Source organism: Qingshengfaniella alkalisoli, assembly GCF_007855645.1.
Classification (GTDB): Bacteria; Pseudomonadota; Alphaproteobacteria; order Rhodobacterales; family Rhodobacteraceae; genus Qingshengfaniella; species Qingshengfaniella alkalisoli.
In genome coordinates, this window is sequence record NZ_CP042261.1 from 1,891,145 (window position 1) to 1,905,935 (window position 14,791).

Genomic DNA, 14,791 nt, shown 5'->3' on the forward strand with positions numbered 1-14,791 from the left:
CCTGTCGCCGCGCGGTTGCAAGCGGTGCGAAAATTCGTCGCGGTTAACGCACCGTTCACCAAAACCTGCTGGAAATCGGAACAGCAGATAAACGGGAGACGCGCAGAATGAGCGATTCTATCGACGAGTTGATCACATCCCCCCGCCCCACCGCCATGCGGCCCTTGCTGGGACTGACCATCCTCCTGGTCGAAGACAGCCGCTTCGCATCCGAAGCCATCAGACTGCTATGCCTGCGTAGCGGAGCGCGCATCCGTCGTGCGGACTGTCTGGCGTCCGCACGGCGCCATCTGCAAACCTACCGCCCCGCCGTGGTCATTGTCGACCTGGGCCTGCCCGACGGTTCGGGCGCCGATTTGATCCGCGAACTGTCCCGCCCCGGCGGCCGCGATCACAGCCCCGCCATCGTCGCCACCAGCGGCGATGACTTGGCCGCGCACCGTGCGCTGACCGTCGGTGCACAGGCGTTTCTCAGCAAACCAGTCGAGAACCTCGGCGTCTTTCAGGAAGCCATCCTGCGGCTTTTACCGGAAGAAGCCCGCCCCCGCGGACCCCGGATGATCGACGGCGATCCGGTTCAACCTGACGAGTTGGCCCTGCATGACGATCTTGCCCATGTCGCCGATCTGCTGAACAGCAAGGACGCTCCCCAAACGCTTGATTACATATCGCAGTTTCTGGATGGCATCGCGCGCAGTGCCAAGGATGCCGGCCTGACCGAAGTAAGCGCAACGCTCGCCCGAATGCGCGACGATGGCACGCCTCCCGACCAGGCATTCGGAAAACTGCGCATGGCGATTCAGGAACGGCTGTCACAACGTGCCGCGATTTAACGCTCGAACGAAAACCCCTGCGGATAGACGTGCAGCCCGTCGAAATCAGCCTTGCCCAAATCCAGCCCCGCCTGCCGCAACCCGGCATAAGCCATCGACAGATGGAACATCATGTTCGGCAACCCGTATTGGCACAGGAAGGCCCACGCATCCTGATCGAGATCGGCAAAGCCCGCGCGATGGGCATATCTGCGGTCCGTGGCATCGACGAACGCCTCCGGCGACAACGCATCCAGCGCCGCACGTGAGCGGCCCACAAACCCGCGCAACCCGTCCAGATCGGGCGTGACATCGGAAAAATCGGGAACGTCCCGCCCCGCCAGCGCCATCGCGATCCGCAGCGAAAACCCCGCGGCCGTCCGCAGCTGCACACCCACCGGGAACATATCAGGCGCCAACCGCGCAGACAGGAACGCCGCCCCGTCCGGAGCGGCGTCGATCTTGTCCAGCAGCGTATCCACCCGCGCCAGATAGTGCAGGAAAACCGGAACCGACGCGGTGTAAATCGCCGGTTCCATCGGCTTAGTCCTGCTCGATGACGCGCAGGTTCAACTCGCGCAGTTGTTCGTTCGTCGGCTCGCTCGGTGCGGCCATCATCAGGTCTTCGGCGCGCTGGTTCATCGGGAACATGATGACCTCGCGGATGTTCGCCTCTTCGGCCAGCAGCATCACGATACGGTCGATCCCCGCCGCGCAACCTCCGTGGGGCGGTGCACCATATTGGAACGCGTTGACCATGCCGCCGAAGCGCTTGCGCACCTCGTTTTCGCCATAGCCTGCGATCTCGAACGCCTTGAACATGATCTCCGGGCGGTGGTTCCGGATCGCGCCCGACACCAGCTCATAGCCGTTGCACGCCAAGTCGTACTGGAAGCCCAGCACATCCAGCGGATCGCCGTCCAGCGCGTCCATGCCACCCTGCGGCATCGAGAACGGGTTGTGCTCGAAATCGATCTTGCCGGTTTCTTCGTCCTTCTCGTAAATCGGGAAATCCACGATCCACGCGAATGCGAAACGGTCCGTGTCGGTCAGGCCCAGCTCATCGCCGATCACCGTGCGCGCCTTGCCGGCAACGGTTTCGAACGATGACGGTTTGCCACCCAGGAAGAACGCCGCATCGCCGACCTCTAGCCCAAGCTGCTGGCGGATCGCCTCGGTGCGCTCCGGCCCGATATTCTTGGCCAGCGGACCGGCGGCTTCCATGCCATCGCCCTGATCGCGCCAGAAGATATACCCCATCCCCGGCAGACCCTGTTCCTGCGCAAACTTGTTCATCCGGTCACAGAACTTGCGCGACCCGCCCTTGGGCGCGGGAATGGCGCGGATCTCGGTGCCGTCCTGTTCCAGCAGCTTGGCAAAGATCGCGAAACCCGACCCGCGGAAGTGATCGCTCACGACCTGCATCTTGATCGGGTTGCGCAAATCGGGCTTGTCGGTGCCATACCAAAGCGCCGCATCGCGATAGCTGATCTGCGGCCACTCGGCCGGGTTGTCCACCTTCTTGCCGCCGCCGAATTCCTCGAACACACCGGCCAGAACGGGCGACACCGTGTCGAACACATCCTGCTGGGTGACGAACGACATCTCCATGTCGAGCTGGTAGAAATCGGTCGGCGACCGGTCAGCACGGGGGTCTTCATCACGGAAACACGGCGCGATCTGGAAATACTTGTCGAAGCCCGACACCATGATCAGCTGCTTGAACTGCTGCGGCGCCTGCGGCAGCGCATAGAACTTGCCCGGATGCAGACGCGACGGCACAAGGAAATCACGCGCACCTTCAGGGCTGGACGCGGTGATGATCGGCGTCTGGAATTCGCGGAATTCCTTGTCCCACATGCGCTTGCGGATCGATGCCACGACGTCCGAACGCATCTTCATGTTGCGCTGCAACTTCTCGCGTCGCAGGTCCAGGTAACGGTATTTCAGGCGCGTCTCTTCGGGGTATTCCTGATCGCCGAACACGATCAGCGGCAACTCACCCGCCGCGCCCAGAACTTCCATATCCTTGATGTAGACTTCGATCTCACCCGTCGGCAGCTTGGTGTTGATCAGGCTTTCGTCGCGCGCCTTCACCACCCCGTCGATGCGGATGCACCACTCGGACCGCACCTTTTCCACCTCGGCGAAAACCGGGCTGTCGCTGTCGGCCAGAACTTGCGTGATGCCAAAGTGGTCGCGCAGGTCGATGAACAGAACGCCGCCGTGATCTCGTACCCGATGGACCCAACCGGAGAGGCGAACGGTATCGCCGACATTCGCTTTCGTCAGCTGATCGCAAGTATGGGAACGGTACGCGTGCATCTGTCATATCCCTCGGGGTTTGGGGTTCCGCGCCGATACACAGGGTTGAGGGGGTCTTGTCAAGCGATGGGGGCCATCCGCACGGGAATCAGCCCCCGCAAAGAGTTGCCCATGAACGCTTCCGTCGCGTCTTTCAGGTCATCGAGCGTCAGAACCGCCTCGCGCCACCCCGATTGCAGCAGGCTTTGCCGCAACACGCCGGGCAGCAACCCGCAAGACAGCGCGGGCGTCACATGCCGCCCGTCCGCCGTGACAACGAACAGATTGCTGATCGTGCCTTCGCACAGCTCGCCCCGTTCGTTCAAAAACAGCCATTCATCCACCCCGGGCGGCAGATCGGCGCGCGCCTCGTCATAGATCACCCGATTGGTCGTCTTGATGCCTAACCAGGGATCGTCCGAGCGAAGCCGCGCCTCGGCAATTTTCACTGTCCAGAACGGCGGATTGCGTGGCAGAGATGCAGTCGTCACCTCTACCTCGCCCGTCGCATCCAGCGTCAAGCGCAGCCGCTGAGGATTTTCACAATCCCCCACCAACGCCGCCGCGACCCGATCCGCGTCGAACGGGTAGCCCAGGCTTGCCGCGCCCGCCCGCAGCCGCGCCATGTGGAATGACAGCAGGCCGATACCCTCGCCCGGCCATCGGCCCATCGTTTCAATCAGCTTGCAATCGGCCGGGACATGTCCGCAAAACGCGCTTTCCACAGGGCTTCCTCGTATTCCTTGTCGGCAGTGGAATCCCACACGACCCCGCCACCCACGTTCAACGTCGCACGATTTCCGTCCAGCATCAGCGTACGAATGGCCACATTGAATTCGGCCCGTCCGTCCGGCGCAACCCAGCCTATGGACCCGCAATATATATCGCGTGGTGCAGGCTCCAACTCGCGGATGATTTCCATCGCCCGCAGCTTGGGTGCACCTGTAATGGACCCGCAGGGGAACAACGCCCGCAATATCTGCTCCAGCCCCGCATTATTGCGCAACCTGGCCGTGATCCGCGACACCATCTGATGCACGGTGGTGTAGCTTTCGACCGTAAACAAGTCCGGCACCTTGACCGATCCCGCCTGAGACACCCGTGACAAATCGTTGCGCAGCAGGTCAACGATCATCAGGTTTTCGGCGCGGTTCTTTTCATCCACCGCCAGCCAATCCCGATTGGCCGCGTCCTGGGTCGCATCCAGCGCACGCGGCATGGTGCCTTTCATCGGCTTCGTCTCAATCATCCCGTTCTGGACGCGGAAGAACAACTCCGGCGATCGGCACAGGATCGCGGGCAGATCCTCCTGCTCGATCAACGCGCCGTGACCCACCGGCTGACGTGCCGCCAGCGCTCCGTATAGCCCTGCGGCAGATCCTTCGGCGTTTGCTTCCATGGGAAATGTGAGATTGGCCTGATAGACATCCCCCGCCGCTATATAATCATGTAGCCGCGCGAAGGCCTCCGCGTACCGGTCCGCTGACCACGCAGGCGTCGGTGCCAGCAACGACCCGGCAGCTTCGGGCATCTGCGCATCCTGAGGACCGTCGAACACGCCAAACCGCAGCAACGGCAACCGTCGCCCCCGGGGCATCAGTGACAACAGTCGCGGCTCCAGCGCATAGCCAAGCTCATAGCTGCAATACCCCGCCAGCCAGCCATCCGCCCTGCCGAGCGCCTCAAGCGCATCCGGCACGTCAGCGGGCGCCCATGCCTCGATGATCCGGCGGGGCTGCTCAAAGCGCAACGGCCCGCCCGATGGCCCTATGTCAAAGAATATCTGCAACTTTCATCCGTCATTCGATACAGTCGGGGCATAGCGAAGGCGCAACGCGGCGAACAGTGCAAATCCGTCGCGTAAGAATCCCCTCACTTCCCCTTGCACCTTGGCCGACTCCGTCTATAACCCCCAACAATTTGGGCGCGCCATCGCCAGCATCCGTCAATAAAATATGAGGGTCCCATGCCGAAGAGAACCGACATCCAGTCGATCATGATCATCGGGGCGGGGCCGATCATTATCGGTCAGGCCTGCGAATTCGACTACTCCGGCGCTCAGGCATGCAAGGCGCTGCGCGAAGAAGGCTACCGCGTCATCCTGGTGAACTCGAACCCGGCCACGATCATGACCGATCCGGGCCTGGCCGACGCCACCTATATCGAGCCGATCACACCCGAAGTCGTCGCGAAGATCATCGAAAAGGAACGCCCCGACGCGCTGCTGCCCACGATGGGTGGACAGACGGGCCTGAACACGTCTCTGGCGCTCGCGGATATGGGCGTGTTGCACAAATACGGCGTGGAACTCATCGGCGCGAACCGTCAGGCCATCGAGATGGCCGAGGATCGCAAGCTGTTCCGCGAAGCCATGGACCGAATTGGGCTGGAGAACCCCAAAGCCACCATCGCCAACACGATGGATGAATGCATGGCCGCGCTCGAACATGTCGGCCTTCCCGCGATCATCCGCCCTGCCTTCACACTGGGCGGCACGGGCGGTGGCATCGCGTACAACCGTGACGACTACGAACTGTATTGCCGCACGGGTCTTGAAGCCTCCCCCGTCAGTCAGATCCTGATCGACGAAAGCCTTCTGGGCTGGAAAGAATTCGAGATGGAGGTCGTTCGCGACAAAGCCGACAACGCCATCATCGTCTGCGCCATTGAAAACGTTGATCCCATGGGCGTGCATACTGGCGACTCGGTCACCGTCGCTCCCGCGCTGACGCTCACGGACAAGGAATACCAGATCATGCGCAATGGCTCGATCGCCGTTCTGCGTGAAATCGGCGTAGAAACCGGCGGTTCGAACGTGCAATGGGCGATCAACCCCGAAGACGGCCGGATGGTCGTCATCGAAATGAACCCCCGCGTGTCGCGGTCCTCGGCGCTGGCGTCCAAGGCCACGGGCTTTCCCATCGCCAAGATCGCCGCGAAGCTGGCCGTGGGTTATACGCTGGATGAACTGGACAACGACATCACCGGCGTCACCCCCGCCAGCTTCGAGCCCAGCATTGACTATGTCGTCACCAAGATCCCCCGCTTTGCATTCGAGAAATTCCCCGGCGCCAAACCCGAACTGACCACCGCGATGAAATCCGTGGGCGAAGTCATGTCTATCGGTCGCACCATTCACGAATCGCTCCAAAAGGCGCTGGCGTCGATGGAAACGGGCCTGGCCGGCTTTGACGAAATCGCCATCGAGGGCATGCCGCCTGTAGACCAGATCACCACCGGGCCGATGCCGGGGCGCGAGCATATCGCCATCCGCATCGGCAAGGACGCCGACAGCCAGCAGGCCATCGACAAGGCCATGACCAAGGCGCTGTCGCTGAAAACCCCCGACCGCCTGCGCGTCATCGCCGAAGCCATGCGGTTCGGCTTCACCGATGACGAGATCAACGAAATCAATGCCTTCGATCCGTGGTTCCTCGCCCGTATCCGCGAAATCGTGGAAACCGAAGCCGATGTGCGCAAGAACGGCCTACCGCTCGATGCCGACGGCCTGCGCAAGCTCAAGATGATGGGCTTCACCGATATGCGTCTGGCCAAGCTGACGGGCCGCGACGAAGGTCAGGTCCGCCGCGCCCGCCACAATCTGGGCGTCACCGCCGTGTTCAAGCGCATCGACACCTGCGCCGCCGAATTCGAGGCGCAGACACCCTACATGTATTCGACCTATGAAACCCCCGTCATGGGCGACGTCGAATGTGAATCCCGGCCCTCGGACGCCAAGAAGGTCGTGATTCTCGGCGGCGGCCCGAACCGGATCGGCCAGGGGATCGAGTTCGACTATTGCTGCTGTCACGCCTGTTTCGCACTGACCGAAGCGGGTTTCGAAACCATCATGGTCAACTGCAACCCGGAAACAGTGTCCACCGACTACGACACCTCGGACCGGCTGTATTTCGAGCCGCTGACATTTGAACATGTCATGGAAATCCTGCGGGTCGAACAGGAAAAGGGCACGCTGCACGGCGTCATCGTCCAGTTCGGCGGGCAGACACCGCTGAAACTCGCCAACGACCTCGAAGCCGCCGGTATTCCGATCCTGGGCACAACGCCCGACGCGATCGACCTGGCCGAAGATCGCGAACGCTTCCAGCAGCTTGTCGAAAAGCTGGGCCTGAAACAGCCCAAGAATGCCATCGCCCAATCGGATGATGAAGCCATGAAGGCCGCGGAAACCATCGGCTTCCCGCTGGTGATCCGCCCCTCCTACGTGCTGGGGGGCCGCGCGATGGAAATCGTCCGCGACACCGCGCATCTGGAACGCTACATCAACGAAGCCGTCGTCGTCTCCGGCAAGTCGCCCGTCCTGCTCGACAGCTATCTGTCCGGCGCAACCGAGATTGATGTCGATGCGCTGTGCGACGGTGAAAACGTCCATGTCGCGGGCATCATGCAGCACATCGAAGAAGCGGGCGTGCATTCCGGCGACTCCGCCTGTTCGCTGCCACCCTATTCGTTGTCCGAAGGCATCATCGAGGAACTCGAACGCCAGACCCGCGCCCTGGCGCTCGGCCTGAACGTCGTCGGCCTGATGAACGTGCAGTTCGCGGTGAAGGACGGCACGATCTACCTGATCGAGGTCAACCCGCGCGCGTCGCGCACCGTGCCCTTCGTGGCCAAGGCCGTGGGCAGCCCGATTGCATCCATCGCCGCACGCGTGATGGCCGGCGCCAAGCTGACGGAATTCGATCTGGTCTCGCCCCGCACCGAACGCTTCAACGTCAAGGAAGTCGTCCTGCCCTTCGCCCGCTTCCCCGGCGTGGACACGGTCCTCGGGCCGGAGATGCGGTCCACCGGCGAAGTCATGGGATCGGACGATGATTTCCACATGGCCTTCCTGAAGGCGCAAATGGGCGCAGGCGCAGCCCTTCCCAGCGAAGGCAAGGTGTTCGTATCCGTCCGCGAAGCCGACAAGACCGATCAACTGGTCGAAATGGCGCAGGCCCTGTCCGATCTTGGCTTCACCGTGATCGCCACGCGCGGTACGGCAACTTTCCTGAAGGACCACGGCGTCGCCACGGAAATCGTGAACAAGGTCTATGAAGGCCGCCCGCATATCGTCGACATTATCAAGAACGGCGACATTGCCCTGGTGATGAACTCCACCGAAGGTAATCAGGCCGTGGAAGACAGCCGCGATATGCGCTCCGCCGCGCTGAACGCCCGCATCCCCTATTTCACCACGCTCGCCGCATCACACGCCGCAGCGATGGCAATGAAGGGCCGCGGCGAAAAGGAAATCGAGGTCCGCTCGCTGCAAGGCGCCTGAACCTCGCGATCCGGAACATCCGGAACGTCCCATCACACAAAGGGACAGGCAGAAATGCCTTCCCGCCGCCGTTTCATCTTCGAACAGGCTCGGACAAACCGAGCCGCTCGACAGTCATTGCCTGGCGGCAAATTATTTCCAGACCTGCCAGAATTGGCGGGTTAGATGTTGTACGGGCTTTCTCGTCCGGTGCACAAACGGTGTACAGCCTGTGCACGCCGTTCTTGACACCACGCCAACCGATCAGCATGGATTGAATATCCGCCGCAAAAGGAGCCACCATGCGCCTGCCGATCCTGCTCAGCGCCTTCGCCCTGTCCGCTTGCGTCAACACGATCCTGCCCGAAACCAACGGTCGAATAGATAACCTGGCGGAATTTCAAGCGACTGCCGGCAATCGCGTCGTCACCAACCAGAACACCCGGATCTGGGTTAGCAAAGGTGGCAGCTTCAACGGCGTCACCCACGGCAATCGCGTTAAAGGCAACTGGGACTGGCAGAACGGTTTCTGGTGCCGTCAGATCACTGAGCCCGTGGTATCAGACGTGGATTGTCAGGCATGGTATATGCGCGGCCCCTACGCCACTGTGCGCCGTGATCAGGGCACCGGCGAAGCCCTGTATTTCAAGGTAGATCGTTACGACTACTAACCCCCATCAAACCACTGAAGCGGCCATCAAGTGCAGAAACTTGAGTATTCCGGCTGGAGGAAAATGGCGCGCTGGGGAGGATTCGAACCCCCGACCCCTTGATTCGTAGTCAAGTACTCTATCCAACTGAGCTACCAGCGCGTCGTGAAGCGTGAACTAGTGGTTCCAAGCCGGGACTGCAAGCAGAAAATTCAGGAATTCTGAACCGACATAGCGGAACCCTTGGGAAGGCTCACACGGAAGACCGTCCCCTCCTCATCGCTACGCAGCAACTCCAGTCTTCCTCCATGGCCTTTAACCAGTTCCGCCGAAATGGCTAGCCCCAGGCCCGTGCCCCCCTTTGTGGCCCCACCCTGAAACGGTGTGAACAAATGATCGCGCGCCTTCTTGGGCAGACCCGGTCCCGTATCCGTCACGTCGATGATCCAGAACTTGTCGTCTTCTTCGCTACTGACAGTCACTGCGCCCTGTCGACCCATCGCACCGATCGCTTGCCGTGCGTTACGCACGAGATTACCGAGCACGCGCATCATCTGATCGGAATCGCAGCGCACCATCATCGCGTTTGACACGCGATTGATGTAGTCTACCTTTTGCGGACACAGCGCCAATCTCTCGTTTTCCAGAACGTCATCGACTAGGGCACGCATCTGGACGCGTGACAACTGGGGCGGCGGCTCCTCGGCCCGCCCAAAGGCCAGAGTGGCCTCGCACAGATTGACTGCGCGGCTAATGGAGTTCACCAGCTTCGGTGCTGCCCGCGCGACGCGAGGATCATTGCTGTGCTCCATTCTGTCGGCGAAAAGCTGCGCCGTGGTAAGCATGTTCCGCAAATCATGGCTGACTTTTGCCACCGCCGCGCCGAGTTGTGCCAGATGCTGCTTCTGCCTTAGCGCAGAGGTCAGTTCTTTCTGCATCGACTGCAGCGTATCTTCGGCTTCGCGCAGTTCCCGCACACTTGCTTGCGGTTCAATGATGCGACGGGCGTCTTCCGGCTCTTCCGCGTAGACCTTCATGTGCTCTACGACGCCCTTAATCGGGATAACCAACAGGTAGCGCACGCAGAAGAACAGCAGCGCTGCCGTCATGATCGAAATAACAGCCGACAATACCAGAATACGCAGCCCGAAGCTGAACATCGCCTGGCGTAGCGGTTCGGTCGGCATGGTCACTTCGATCAAAACGCCGGCGGCTCGCGTGGGGTAACCAACCACGCGAATGATCTCCTTCTTTGGATTCAGTAAACATTTCAGGGCATCGCGCATCAGCACGAACGGAGTGGATTGACGCAGATCGACGGTTTCCGAAATCGGTGCGGGAATGGGCGAGGAAAGCACGAGTTCGCTTATCTCGTTGCGGCGCAGCACGACGTTGTAGACACCCGCGTTGTCCAGCAACTCTCGCTCGACCTCCGGGTCAATCATATCATGGCCGAGCGATGCCAAGGAGGCAATTTGCGCGCGTTCAAGCCTGCTCAGTAAATAGTCTTCCCGAAAGCGGGCCACGGACGGCACGAAGATCAACACCTCGGCCAGCATGACGAACAGGATCGTCAACAGCAGGAAACGGCCGGATAGCGAATTGATCATTCTTGTCCCTTGCAGCGTCAGGGCAGAACCTTCTGCACCAGACCAACCACGCGTTTTACGGTGGGATTGTCAAACAGTCTTGGTGAGAAATAGGCACCCGCCACCCGTTTGTTAATCTCGCTTATAGTTGGGTAAGGGGCGACCATTCCGGCCACTGCGCTCATTTTCATTCCATTAGCAATCACAAGCGACCAAAGCGAAATTAGTTCCCCCGCATTTTTACCGACAATGGACACACCCACCGGTCGCCCCTTCACAACCATCACTTTTATGCGCCCAACCGTCGCACGCTCTGTTTGCGCGCGATCGTTCTCGGCAAAATCGAAACGGGCGATCTCCACTCGGTCACCATGTTCTGTACGTGCCTGATCTTCAGTTAGACCAATTTGTGCCAATTCCGGGTCAGAATATGTCACCCACGGGATGTGATCCTGCTTGGCTTTGGCAGGCAAGCCAAACAGCGTCTGACGGATGACGATCCCCGCATGGTACCCTGCCACATGGGTAAACTGCATACGCCCGGCCACGTCGCCCACCGCATAGACGCGGCGGTTGCTGCTGCGAAGCCTGTCGTCGACCACAATCCCTGCCCGGTTGGTGTCGATCCCCGCCTTGTCCGCATCAAGGCTATCAACATTCGCCCGGCGCCCTACTGCCATCAGAAGGTGGCTGCCATGCACATCCCGTCCTTCTGGAAGATGCACGACGATGCCGTCATCCGACCGGCTCACGCGTTCTGCCTGTGCTCCCTCGATGATCTCGACACCCTCCGCCCGCAGTTGATCCAACACGATCGCCGCGAAATCGGGATCATCCTTTCCGAGCGCACGCACGCCCTCGATCACTGTCACCTCGCTGCCAAGCCGACGATGCGCCTGCGCCAGTTCGACCCCGATCGGGCCACCACCCACGACGATGAGATGGCTTGGCCTTTCCCGCAATTCAAAGATCGTTTCATTCGTGTAGTATTCGACATCCCCCAATCCGGGGATCGGAGGAACGAAGGGACTTGATCCGGTGGCGATCACAAAGCGCCTTGCCTTGATCCGGAAATCACCGGCTTCCAGTTCACTGTCAGAAATGAAATGCCCGGTCTCGCGAATAACGCGGACGCCCAGACCCTCGAACCGTTCCTGGCTGTCAACGGGAGCAATGGCGTCGATCACACCAAACACATGATCCTTGACCGCGCCGAAGTCGACCTGCGGCTCCATGTTAGCAACTCCGTAACGATTGGCGCCGGTCATCGCATGGGCCCGCCTGCCTGCCGCGATCAACGCCTTGGACGGCACGCAGCCGTAGTTCAGGCAATCGCCCCCCATCTTGCCGTGCTCCAGCAACACAACACTCGCTCCCATTTGCACAGCCCCCGCCGCAACGGACAGGCCGCCAGAGCCACCGCCGATGACACAGATATCACACTCGATCTTTTCCATCCGTCACAGTCCTTTCTTGCCGCGCAGGGCCCTGAGCAGGATCGGCAAAAGCGCCAGCAGACACAAACCCAGAATAGGTAGCATGAAACGGGGCTCAAAGATCACGCCCAAATCCGGTGCGCCGCCCAATTCGAACACCTCGCCTAGCCCCGCACCGACCGACGTGTAGACCAGCGCGCCAGGAATGATCCCCAAAAACGTCGTGATGGCAAAGCGGGACGGAGGAACACCGACCAACGCAGGCACAAGGTTGGCGACGAAGAAGGGCACGGCCGGAACCAGCCGGATCAGGAACAGCATCTCCCACTGGTTCGCGTCTATACCATCCTTGATCTTGCGCACGGTGCCACTTGAGGCGCCCATCTTTTGCGAGAGCTTTTCCCCAAGCCCCCAGCGCGCCGCCATGAAGATGCAGATCGCCCCCAAAGTCGCGCCGGTAACGTTGAACAGGACGCCGGGAAAGGTGGCGAACAGGAAGCCCCCGGTCAGGGTTGCAATAGTCGCACCCGGAAGGCTGAAGGCAACAATTACGACATAGAAGAGTACGAACAACAGTACGGTCAGCCCGTAATGCGCGTCGCGATAGGCCAGCAATGCCTCGCGATGTTTGGCCAGCGCGTCGAGGGTCAGCACGTCGCGCAGGGTGAAAACCCCGATCGCGGCGACCACCATGACGACGATCAGCGGCAAGCGCTTTAGAGATGAAGACCCGTCGGGGGGTTGCGCGGAACTCATGACCGTATTTCTCCGAAGCTTTTGACATAGAATGACGTTTGCCCATGGAAAGCGACAGCCCATTCACAGCGCATTGATGTCCCGTGATCCAATCGCATTCCTTGCGAAACATTTCCCGATACTGTAATGAGCGCCGAAATCGCCTCGCAGGTGCCGATTCCCCGAAAGAATCGGGCCAGCGTGAATTGACTCGTCTCAACTTGACGCGTAAATGCGGGGCTTCGAATGTTTTCCGGCCCTCCACTCGCATTCGCTGACGGGCCGATCTGAATGGAGTTGGAGCTATGAAACGCACCTATCAGCCGAGCAACCTTGTTCGCAAACGCCGTCACGGGTTCCGTGCGCGCATGGCAACCAAAGCCGGCCGTAAGATCCTGAACGCACGTCGCGCACGCGGCCGCAAGTCGCTCAGCGCCTAATCTGAAGGCCGCGGCATGGTTGGGATCGGGACGCATGACGCGCCCGAGACGCACATGCCTCGGGCGTTGGATACGCTGCGCAAGAGAGCGGATTTTTTGAAGGCTTCCCGAGCCCGGCGTCAGGCTACGCCGGGTTTTGTCGTGCAAGGACGCCGGCGCAAACCGGATGAGGCAGGCGATACGATCCGCGTGGGATTCACCTGTTCGAAAAAGGTTGGCAACGCGGTCGCCCGCAATCGCGCCAAGCGTCGCCTGCGGGAACTGTCGCGACTGGTTCTGCCCGCAAACGCTCGGGAAGGCTGGGATTATGTGCTGATCGGTCGCCGCGATGCAACTGCCCAGCGTGACTTCGCGCAGTTGCAGACCGATTTGGCGAGGGCGCTCAGGAAGCTGCACGGCGAGGCGACACGCAAATGACGCCGCTTGCGTTCATACTGTCCTTGCCCGTTCGCGCTTACCGGCTGACGTTTTCGCCATGGGTTGGCCGCAATTGCCGGTACGACCCGACCTGTTCGGCCTACGCGATGGAAGCGCTTCGCGTGCATGGGGGGCTGCGCGGGGGATGGCTGACGCTGAAACGTCTTGGACGCTGCCACCCGTGGGGCGGCTTCGGCGTGGACGACGTGCCGCCGCGAAAGTACTGAGGAGCAGCAATGCTGGACGATACAGACGATATCCACCCGCTGTTTCACGGCGCACCTACCAGCACCGAATTTAAGAAGCTGCGTAAGCGGATTGTGCGCCAGACCCGCGAGGCAATCGAACACTACGGCATGATCGAGCGTGACGCGCGCTGGCTGGTTTGTCTGTCGGGCGGCAAGGACAGCTACACGCTCCTTGCGATTCTCTATGAACTGAAATGGCGGGGGCTTCTGCCCGTGGACCTGCTGGCCTGCAATCTGGACCAGGGGCAACCCGGCTTCCCCGCCACGGTCCTGCCAAAGTTTCTGGAGCGCATGGGCGTACCGCACAGAATCGAGTATCAGGACACCTATTCCATCGTCGTGGACAAAGTGCCACAGGGGCGCACCTATTGTGCGCTGTGTTCACGCCTGCGCCGCGGCAACCTGTACCGTATCGCGCGCGAGGAAGGCTGTTCAGCAGTCGTACTGGGCCATCATCGTGACGACATCCTTGAGACATTCTTCATGAACCTCTTCCACGGCTCCCGTCTTGCAACGATGCCGCCTAAGCTGGTGAACGAAGAAGGCGACCTGTTCGTCTATCGACCGCTCTCCCATGTTGCCGAAGCCGACTGCGAGAAGTTCGCCAAGTCCATGAACTATCCAATCATTCCATGCGATCTGTGCGGGTCGCAGGACGGGCTTCAACGCCAGCAGGTGAAACAGATTCTCGACCAATGGGAAAAGAACAGCCCCGGACGGCGGCAAAAAATGTTCAAGGCGCTGACCAATACGCGCCCCTCCCACCTGCTTGACCCAAAGCTTTTCGACTTCGCCGGACTTACCCGCGACACTGCGTACAGCCCAGAAGAAAACCCGATCCCAACGCTGCGTGACAGTACAGTGTAGCCAAACTCTGCCCGAGCAAATGGGCAAAAC

Annotated in this window: 14 protein-coding genes and 1 tRNA gene; 7 read left to right on the plus strand and 8 right to left on the minus strand. The window is 60.6% G+C overall.

The annotated features are described in order from the left end of the window. Nucleotides 1–107 precede the first annotated feature (107 nt). A complete protein-coding gene (locus FPZ52_RS09540; RefSeq protein WP_146365215.1) occupies nucleotides 108–833 on the plus strand; it encodes a response regulator in 726 nt (241 codons plus the stop codon). Here the strand turns inward: FPZ52_RS09540 and FPZ52_RS09545 are convergent. From FPZ52_RS09545 to FPZ52_RS09560, 4 genes are read right to left on the minus strand one after another with little or no spacing between them, the layout of a single operon-like run. Beyond that, nucleotides 830–1,351: a DUF1993 family protein gene (locus FPZ52_RS09545; protein WP_146365216.1), complete on the minus strand. Its 522-nt coding sequence runs from the start codon at nucleotides 1,349–1,351 to the stop codon at nucleotides 830–832. The genes FPZ52_RS09540 and FPZ52_RS09545 overlap by 4 nt on opposite strands. 4 nt (nucleotides 1,352–1,355) lie before the next feature. Next, a complete protein-coding gene (aspS, locus tag FPZ52_RS09550) occupies nucleotides 1,356–3,137 on the minus strand; it encodes an aspartate--tRNA ligase (protein WP_146365217.1) in 1,782 nt (593 codons plus the stop codon). A 59-nt stretch (nucleotides 3,138–3,196) separates the two neighbouring features. Next, nucleotides 3,197–3,841: an aminotransferase class IV family protein gene (locus tag FPZ52_RS09555; RefSeq protein WP_338052775.1), complete on the minus strand. Its 645-nt coding sequence runs from the start codon at nucleotides 3,839–3,841 to the stop codon at nucleotides 3,197–3,199. Next, nucleotides 3,796–4,905 (minus strand): aminodeoxychorismate synthase component I, encoded by a 1,110-nt coding sequence (locus tag FPZ52_RS09560; RefSeq protein ID WP_146365218.1) that lies wholly within the window; start codon nucleotides 4,903–4,905, stop codon nucleotides 3,796–3,798. Before FPZ52_RS09560 ends, FPZ52_RS09555 begins: the two co-directional genes overlap by 46 nt. A gap of 177 nt (nucleotides 4,906–5,082) precedes the next feature. Here FPZ52_RS09560 and carB point away from each other — a divergent pair, with 177 nt between their 5' ends. Further along, nucleotides 5,083–8,400, plus strand: a complete 3,318-nt coding sequence (carB, locus tag FPZ52_RS09565; protein ID WP_146365219.1) for a carbamoyl-phosphate synthase large subunit — start codon at nucleotides 5,083–5,085, stop codon at nucleotides 8,398–8,400. A gap of 281 nt (nucleotides 8,401–8,681) precedes the next feature. Further along, nucleotides 8,682–9,050: a hypothetical protein gene (locus FPZ52_RS09570; protein ID WP_146365220.1), complete on the plus strand. Its 369-nt coding sequence runs from the start codon at nucleotides 8,682–8,684 to the stop codon at nucleotides 9,048–9,050. 64 nt (nucleotides 9,051–9,114) lie between these two features. Here the strand turns inward: FPZ52_RS09570 and FPZ52_RS09575 are convergent. The 4 genes from FPZ52_RS09575 to FPZ52_RS09590 form a co-directional block, all read right to left on the minus strand. Next, nucleotides 9,115–9,191: transfer RNA gene (locus FPZ52_RS09575), tRNA-Arg, on the minus strand. Nucleotides 9,192–9,241: 50 nt separating this feature from the next. Beyond that, entirely contained in the window at nucleotides 9,242–10,639 is a 1,398-nt protein-coding gene (locus FPZ52_RS09580) for a sensor histidine kinase (protein WP_146365221.1), read from the minus strand. 17 nt (nucleotides 10,640–10,656) lie between these two features. Further along, nucleotides 10,657–12,075: a dihydrolipoyl dehydrogenase family protein gene (locus tag FPZ52_RS09585; RefSeq protein ID WP_146365222.1), complete on the minus strand. Its 1,419-nt coding sequence runs from the start codon at nucleotides 12,073–12,075 to the stop codon at nucleotides 10,657–10,659. A gap of 3 nt (nucleotides 12,076–12,078) precedes the next feature. After that, nucleotides 12,079–12,810: a TVP38/TMEM64 family protein gene (locus tag FPZ52_RS09590; protein ID WP_146365223.1), complete on the minus strand. Its 732-nt coding sequence runs from the start codon at nucleotides 12,808–12,810 to the stop codon at nucleotides 12,079–12,081. A gap of 284 nt (nucleotides 12,811–13,094) precedes the next feature. Here FPZ52_RS09590 and rpmH point away from each other — a divergent pair, with 284 nt between their 5' ends. From rpmH to ttcA, 4 genes are read left to right on the plus strand one after another with little or no spacing between them, the layout of a single operon-like run. Then, nucleotides 13,095–13,229, plus strand: a complete 135-nt coding sequence (rpmH, locus tag FPZ52_RS09595; protein WP_005980833.1) for a 50S ribosomal protein L34 — start codon at nucleotides 13,095–13,097, stop codon at nucleotides 13,227–13,229. 15 nt (nucleotides 13,230–13,244) lie between these two features. Next, nucleotides 13,245–13,646 carry a ribonuclease P protein component gene (gene rnpA, locus FPZ52_RS09600; protein WP_146365224.1) on the plus strand — a complete coding sequence of 134 codons (402 nt, stop codon included), beginning with the start codon at nucleotides 13,245–13,247 and terminating at the stop codon, nucleotides 13,644–13,646. Beyond that, nucleotides 13,643–13,873, plus strand: a complete 231-nt coding sequence (gene yidD, locus FPZ52_RS09605) for a membrane protein insertion efficiency factor YidD (RefSeq protein WP_146365225.1) — start codon at nucleotides 13,643–13,645, stop codon at nucleotides 13,871–13,873. The genes rnpA and yidD overlap by 4 nt, the downstream gene beginning before the upstream one ends. A 9-nt stretch (nucleotides 13,874–13,882) precedes the next feature. Next, the gene (ttcA, locus tag FPZ52_RS09610) at nucleotides 13,883–14,761 is read left to right on the plus strand and encodes a tRNA 2-thiocytidine(32) synthetase TtcA (protein ID WP_146365226.1); all 879 of its coding nucleotides are present in this window, start codon (nucleotides 13,883–13,885) and stop codon (nucleotides 14,759–14,761) included. The last annotated feature ends 30 nt before the right edge of the window (nucleotides 14,762–14,791 follow it).

Bases quoted from the DNA above. Each gene is read 5' to 3' on its own strand.
- rnpA (WP_146365224.1), top strand. From the start codon at position 13,245: ATGGTTGGGATCGGGACGCATGACGCGCCCGAGACGCACATGCCTCGG.
- FPZ52_RS09545 (WP_146365216.1), bottom strand. From the start codon at position 1,351: ATGGAACCGGCGATTTACACCGCGTCGGTTCCGGTTTTCCTGCACTAT.
- FPZ52_RS09570 (WP_146365220.1), top strand. From the start codon at position 8,682: ATGCGCCTGCCGATCCTGCTCAGCGCCTTCGCCCTGTCCGCTTGCGTC.
- FPZ52_RS09580 (WP_146365221.1), bottom strand. From the start codon at position 10,639: ATGATCAATTCGCTATCCGGCCGTTTCCTGCTGTTGACGATCCTGTTC.
- FPZ52_RS09540 (WP_146365215.1), top strand. From the start codon at position 108: ATGAGCGATTCTATCGACGAGTTGATCACATCCCCCCGCCCCACCGCC.
- rpmH (WP_005980833.1), top strand. From the start codon at position 13,095: ATGAAACGCACCTATCAGCCGAGCAACCTTGTTCGCAAACGCCGTCAC.
- carB (WP_146365219.1), top strand. From the start codon at position 5,083: ATGCCGAAGAGAACCGACATCCAGTCGATCATGATCATCGGGGCGGGG.
- FPZ52_RS09585 (WP_146365222.1), bottom strand. From the start codon at position 12,075: ATGGAAAAGATCGAGTGTGATATCTGTGTCATCGGCGGTGGCTCTGGC.
- ttcA (WP_146365226.1), top strand. From the start codon at position 13,883: ATGCTGGACGATACAGACGATATCCACCCGCTGTTTCACGGCGCACCT.
- yidD (WP_146365225.1), top strand. From the start codon at position 13,643: ATGACGCCGCTTGCGTTCATACTGTCCTTGCCCGTTCGCGCTTACCGG.
- aspS (WP_146365217.1), bottom strand. From the start codon at position 3,137: ATGCACGCGTACCGTTCCCATACTTGCGATCAGCTGACGAAAGCGAAT.
- FPZ52_RS09590 (WP_146365223.1), bottom strand. From the start codon at position 12,810: ATGAGTTCCGCGCAACCCCCCGACGGGTCTTCATCTCTAAAGCGCTTG.